The organism is Neoluteolibacter marinus (assembly GCF_014904755.1).
In the GTDB taxonomy this organism is placed as follows: domain Bacteria; phylum Verrucomicrobiota; class Verrucomicrobiia; order Verrucomicrobiales; family Akkermansiaceae; genus Haloferula; species Haloferula marina.
Genome location: NZ_JACZFQ010000063.1, coordinates 1 through 4,436, shown reverse-complemented (window position 1 = coordinate 4,436; position 4,436 = coordinate 1). Strand labels below are relative to the sequence as shown.

The 4,436-nt window shown below is 67.9% G+C and carries 4 protein-coding genes; 3 read left to right on the top strand and 1 reads right to left on the bottom strand.

Going from position 1 to position 4,436, the window contains the following annotated elements; all coding sequences use genetic code 11:
* Positions 1-1,561, bottom strand: a 1,561-nt coding sequence (locus IG178_RS12950) for a GDSL-type esterase/lipase family protein (protein WP_226895391.1), incomplete at its 3' end; no start/stop codon positions are given.
* 219 nt (positions 1,562-1,780) lie between these two features.
* Here IG178_RS12950 and IG178_RS12945 point away from each other — a divergent pair.
* From IG178_RS12945 to IG178_RS12935, 3 genes are all read left to right on the top strand, one after another.
* Complete coding sequence (locus tag IG178_RS12945; protein WP_193212984.1) at positions 1,781-2,347, top strand: sigma-70 family RNA polymerase sigma factor; 567 nt, start codon at positions 1,781-1,783, stop codon at positions 2,345-2,347.
* A 13-nt stretch (positions 2,348-2,360) separates the two neighbouring features.
* On the top strand, positions 2,361-3,746 hold the full coding sequence (locus IG178_RS12940; RefSeq protein ID WP_193212983.1) for a FecR domain-containing protein: 1,386 nt from the start codon (positions 2,361-2,363) through the stop codon (positions 3,744-3,746).
* 119 nt (positions 3,747-3,865) lie between these two features.
* Positions 3,866-4,436: hypothetical protein (locus IG178_RS12935; protein WP_193212982.1), on the top strand; the 571-nt coding region annotated here is incomplete at its 3' end.

Below are 4,436 nucleotides of genomic sequence, written 5' to 3'. Positions count from 1 at the left end.
CGGCGGCGATCTCCGCCGAGGAGGCCGACGCCGCCGGATAGCCGGCTGCACCGCTGTTGTCGGTCTCCGCCGAGGAGACCTCACCGCTGACGTCGATGCCGTAATCGACCGGCAGCGGCGTCGGGGCACCGATCACGTCGACCTCGTGGTAAAGCGAGCCGTCCACGGTGTTGGCATGGTTGTCGAAGCCGTGGTTGAGGAAGACCAGCCGGACCTGGTCGACGCCGCTGGAGATCACGCCCGAAGGGTGCGAAAGGATCAGCCGGGTCGCGCCGGCCTCGGTCGTGTTCGCATCGTCGAAGGGCGCGAAGGTGTAGGTGCCGAGCGAGTCGAAGCCGGTGTCGCCGACGTAGCTCACCAGCACCTCGTACTTCTGGTTCGCCAGCGCCGACCCGTTCTGCGACCAGCCCGCGAAAGTGCGGATCAGCGAAATGTCGTAGCCGGCGGTGTTCGCAGAGGTGTCGAGCGTCGCGGTGTAGGTGAACGGCAGCTTGTTGCCCGAGCCGAAGGCCTCGGGCAGAAAGGCACCCGTCCCGCCGCCGGTCGCCGGGTATCCCAGGCCGTCGTTGAGCGCCGACGTGCCGGGGCCGACCACCGTGCTCGGGGCCTTGTCCATGACCGCGTCGACCAGCGAGGCGCTGCCCGCCTGGATCAGGTCGTCGCCCGCGATGTCCGCGACAAAGGCGCGGACCGTCGCCCGGCCGGCCTCCGAAGAGTTATCGGTGTCCGCCGAGGCGGCATCGCCGGTCGCGACCAGCCCGCCGGTTCCCGTCGCCACGGTGCCGTCGACGATTTCCTCGATCTTGCCGAACCACTGCTGGGCCAAGCTGTCGTTGCCGGCGGCATTGGTGTGCAGGTTGTCGCCCGCCATCAGGGTGGCGTAGCCGGCCTCGAGCGGCGTGAACTGGTCGACGAAGTGCACGTCGCGTCCCAGCGCGCGCTGCGCGCCGACCACCCCGGGCACCGCGGCATTGAAATCCGCCACCCACACCCGCTTGTCGGGGCTCGCGGTGGAAGTCCGGTTCGGCGGGATGCTTGCCACCAGCACCGTCGGCGTGCCGATTCCCGGCTGGCTGTAGATGGCATCGAGATACGCCGTCAGCCGGGCCGGGGCGTTGGCGCGGTCGATGTCGGCGTTGACGTCGTTGGTTCCGAGCATGATCAGCACCACGTTCGGCTTCACCACCGCCAGCCGGCCGCTGGTCCAGTGGCTCGGCAGGTTCTGGGTCATGCCGTGGCGGCCGCTGACGTCGTTCCCGATCACCGACCCGGAAACGCCCGAGTGGTAGTCGTAGAGGTTCGTTTCCGGCGTGGTGCCGGTCGCGGGGAGGCCGTCGAAATTGACGTCGTGGTGACCGGTGTAGGTGAACGAATAGCCCGCGGCGTCGAGCAGGTCGTAGAGCGACTTCCGCGGCGATCCGTCTGGATCGCCGTCGGCATTGCTCTGGGTGATCGAGTCGCCGACGAACCAGATGGCACCGAGGTCGGTGTCACCCGGGGTGATGGCGGCCGGCAGTGCGAGGGCACTGCCGAGGAAAGAGACGAGGGTATGGAATTTCATGCTGCTTGGGTTGTCGTGGGTCCGGCGCTTGCCGCCATCTCCACGTCCAAATGTCCGGACCTCGCGTCCGTGTACGAAAATTGCCTCCCACTCTGGCGCCCGCCTGCTTCCATGACCGGACCCCGGATCCGCGACCGGTGGCACTTCGGAAAAAATCCAAATTTCTCCCGGAATCCGGTACACGAATCCGGACTTCCGACATGGGCAGGTGACGGAACGATGCCACAGCACGACCCCAGCGGAGGCGACCCCTCCACCGATTTCATCCGCGAGATCACCGCGGCCCAGTCGGCGATCACCGCCTACATCCGCTCGCTGTTGCCCGGCTACGCGGACTACATGGACATCCTCCAGGAGGTGAACATCACCCTGTGGCAAAAGCGCAGCCAGTTCACCGCGGGGACCCGCTTCAAGGCCTGGGCCTTCAAGGTGACGCGCTTCCATGTCATGAACGCCCGCCGCCGTCTCGCCGCGGAACAGCACCGCCGCGTCTTTACCGACAAGCTGATGGAAATCCTCGCCGACGAGGCGCCGTACGAGAGCGAACTCTTCACGACGAAACTTTCGCTGCTCCACGGCTGCCTCGGCGAGCTGCGGGAAAAGGACCGCCAGCTCCTCCAGGTGCGCTACGGCGGCCGGATGACCATCGAAACCTACGCCGAGCGCCACCAGCGCAACCCCGGCACCGTCCGCGCCACCCTGCGGCGCCTGCGCGACCTGCTTTTGCAGTGCGTCCTGAGGAAACTCTCGCAACCGCATCCTCCCGCCCAAGGGGAATTCACCTGATCCCCTTGCCCCGATGACTCCCGGTGAACCACCCGTCGACCCGCAACTCCGCGAGGCCATCCTGCGCCTTCTGGACGATGACCTCGGCGACGAGGAGTTCGCCTGGCTCCAGGAACACCTTGAGAACGATCCCGCCGCCCGCGAGTGTTACTTTCACTACGCCTGGCTCGAAAGCGCGCTCGACTCGGCCTTCACCGCTCCCATCGCCCGGCCGAAGCTGACCGCGCCCGCGGTCGGTCGCACCGCCCGCTTCGCCCTCGCGGTCGCGGCGGCCGTGGCCATCCTGATCGCCGGCACCATGTTCGTGATCCGGACCACCCGGCCGGAGCCCGGGCCGGCGCTGCAATTCTGCGGCGGCTCCGCCTGGTCGATCGACGGGATGGACAACCACGTCCCGGGCGAACTTGCCCACGGCACCCGGATCGAAATCACGGAAGGCATCGCCGAGCTGCGGCTGCGGAACCAGGTCCGGACCCTCGTCGAAGGGCCGGCCAGCATCACCCTGGTCGATGACCGCACCCTGCAACTCGACCGCGGCACCGGCTACTTCGAGGTGGGCCCGAAAGGGCACGGGTTCACCGTGGTCACGCCCTACCAGCGGGTCGTCGACCTCGGCACCGAGTTCGGCGTCCGGGTCTGGGAGGGCCAGGACGAAACGGAACTGCATGTCTTCAAGGGCCGCGTCGAGGTCCAGGCCCCCGGAGCCACCGGCGGCGGCTTCCGCCAGGAGCTCGGCGCCGTCCTCCTCGACGGCCCGGAAATCGTGCGGACGCTGGCGGTTGATCCGGCCTCGTTCCCGCGCAGCTTGCCGGACCGGGCGGAGATCCTGCTGCGCGAGGACTTCGAACACGGGCTGATCGACGGCGAGGTCCGCAGCTCCGGGATCGAGGGCTGGTGGACCGGCCGCGATGCCGGCATCTTCAACCCGAACGGAATCAAGTGGTACGTCCGCGACGACCTGGCCGACAACTCGCCGTCGGCCGGCATGGTGCAGGGCATGGCCGGCACCAACCTCGGCTTCTTCTTCAACGCCGAGCCCGGCACCGCCCTGGTCCGCGAGATCGGCTTCGTGAAGTCCAACACCCGCTACCGCGCCAGCGTGCTCGTCGGCTGCCGCGCCGACCGGCCGGGCATCGGCGAGGTCTTTGACGGCTACACCCTGCAGCTGGTGTCGGGCGAGGTCGTGCTGGGCGAGGTCCGCTCCGATGATCCGCCGGGGCCGCCCGGGTCGTTCACCCACGTCAGTCTCCTCTGGAACCCGAAAGCCGGGCCCGCGGGCATCACGCCGGGGTCCCCGCTGCAAGTCCGCTTCGCCCCGAACGGTTCCGGCCGCGGCGGCAACCGTTACGTGGATTTCGACAAACTCGAGGTGATCGCCCTCGACGGCACGCGGGACTAACAGGCGCCGGCCGCCGGACAGGATTCCGGGGCACACTTGCGCCGCTCGCGACACGAACATGGGAACCGGCAGCTCCCCGCATTGTGCGTGGGCTCCGGGGAAAACCCAAAACCCATGTCGTGAAACGAACCCAATTGCTTGCGATCCTACCCGTCCTGATCCCCACCGCCCTGTCCGCGCAGCTGCTTTTCGAAGATACCTTCGAGCGGCCCAACGCCGACGACATCAATGCCAGCAGCGCCGGCAGCGCCGGCATCACCAACAACACCGGCACCGACCTGTCGGCCGGGGCGTGGACCGAGAACTACAATGCCGGCGGCGTCTCTACCCGCACCAACATCGGCAAGACCAACCATCCCGGCACCCTCTTCCTCGCCGACGGTGCCGGCACCTCGAACGTCTATCTCAACCACAACTTCACCAACGCCGCCATCCCCGCCGAAGGCGGCTTCAGCGTGACGCTCGGGATCCATGACTTCGGCACCATCGACGATCCCGGCCAGATCGCCGCGCTGGCGGTCGGCATGACCGAGGCGGAAGCCCAGCTCTCCGGCGACGCCAACACCGGCAACAACAAGGGCGACGGCAACAGCAAGTTCCAGGACGCCGTCGCCGACGGCGGCAACACCACCGCCGACATCGCCATCTCCGACTTCTGGGTCGCCCTGCGCGGGCTCGACGGCACCGATG